The sequence below is a fragment of the uncultured Marivita sp. genome (assembly GCF_947488135.1).
In the GTDB taxonomy this organism is placed as follows: Bacteria; Pseudomonadota; Alphaproteobacteria; order Rhodobacterales; family Rhodobacteraceae; genus Marivita.
Map to the genome: position 1 here is coordinate 1 of NZ_CANKYW010000032.1, position 1,454 is coordinate 1,454.

Genomic DNA, 1,454 nt, shown 5'->3' on the forward strand with positions numbered 1-1,454 from the left:
GGGAGTGGAAAAGTTCTGGGGTTTCAGATCGAGAGCGACCTAGTCTCCTGCTGTCACGACAGGAGAGTTAACGATGAAAGTACGAATTAGGATCGAAACGGAATTTGGCTGGGGCGAGCGTCGGGTTCATGATGTCGGTGTTCTTGAACGGCGTTCGACAGAGGCATGCGCGGAGGATTTCGGGCTAAGCCTTGCCGAAGGAAAGGCAATCCTGAAAGAGATCCAAAGGGCAGTTCTGCAAGATCAAGTAGAGGAAATCAGTGAGATTGAGCGGGTTTGCCAGACCTGCCAAACCTACTTGCCCATACATGATCGCCGGTCGCGTCGGATAGACACTCTGTTCGGCCGTGTAACCGTCGAGGCACCACGGATCCGCATCTGCATGTGCCGTTTCCCGGGTTTTCCAAACTGCACAACGGCTTTCTCGCCACTCACGCGCTTGCTCCCCGGAAATGCGACACCAGAGCTTTGCAAGCTGCAGGCCGATTTGGCCGCGCGACACAGTTTTCGCGAGGCCGCGCGGATTCTGAATGCGATGACACCATGCGCCAGACAAAACCACACGACAATTCGCAACCGCCTTGCCTCGGTCGCTGACGGCTTGGAAGCCCGATGTGACGAAACCCAAAAGGACCCGGAGGTTCAATCGTGTAAATCTGAAATGACAGTGTTTCTGGACAGCGCCTATGTCCGCTCAAGACCCGAATATCAACGGCGGAACTTTGAAGTAATTGTCGGATCGATCGAGACCAAAACAGGCAATAAACGCCGTTTCGGATTGAGTCTTGCAGGGGCTGACCATCCCTTGGAATGCCTGAAGTCCAATCTCAAAGCCGCAGGCTGGATCCCTGGTTCAGCCATAACAGTGTTGTCCGACGGTGATCCCGCCCTTCCGCGTCTTGTGCGAAACGCAATCAATGGAAACGTCGAACACATCCTCGATTGGTGGCACATATCCGCCCGCATCAGGCACGTAGAGACAACGTTCCAAACCTTGCTGTCGCAGCTTGAAAACAGCGAGACCTTCGATGTCGAGGCGCTTGTGGAACGGCTACGATGGCGCATCTGGCATGGCCAGACTCACCGTGCGCTGGAAGCACTCGGAATTCTGTTCCGGTTTGCCATGCAGGCGCGCGATTGCGCTGCAGGTGACACAAAGGAAGCGGCACTGTCGGCAGCGGGTCGAACGATGGACCTCCAGACCTACTTGACTCATAGCCTGTCCGCTCTCGTCAACTACGGGCACCGGCGGAAGCAAGGAAAAGCTGTCTCGACATCCCGGGCCGAAGGCCTGGTCAACGAAATCGCCAATGTCCGAATGGGAAGGAAGCAGCGGATGCGGTGGTCACCACGGGGTGCCCACAGAGTCGCTACGGTTCGAGCGGCCGTTCTGGACGGAAGACTGTTGACTCGCAGCTCCAACGCCGCCTGAACCCCAGATCCTTTCCACTCCC

1 protein-coding gene is annotated in these 1,454 nt (G+C 56.5%); it reads left to right on the forward strand.

Features of this window, described 5'->3' with window-relative positions:
* The first annotated feature begins 73 nt into the window (after positions 1-73).
* Positions 74-1,432, forward strand: coding sequence for an ISKra4 family transposase (locus Q1B16_RS22290; RefSeq protein ID WP_299794627.1), 1,359 nt, complete (start codon positions 74-76; stop codon positions 1,430-1,432).
* Positions 1,433-1,454 lie beyond the last annotated feature (22 nt).

What these genes read in the sequence shown, in the direction of transcription:
- Q1B16_RS22290 (WP_299794627.1), top strand. Translation starts at nt 74, where the DNA reads ATGAAAGTACGAATTAGGATCGAAACGGAATTTGGCTGGGGCGAGCGT.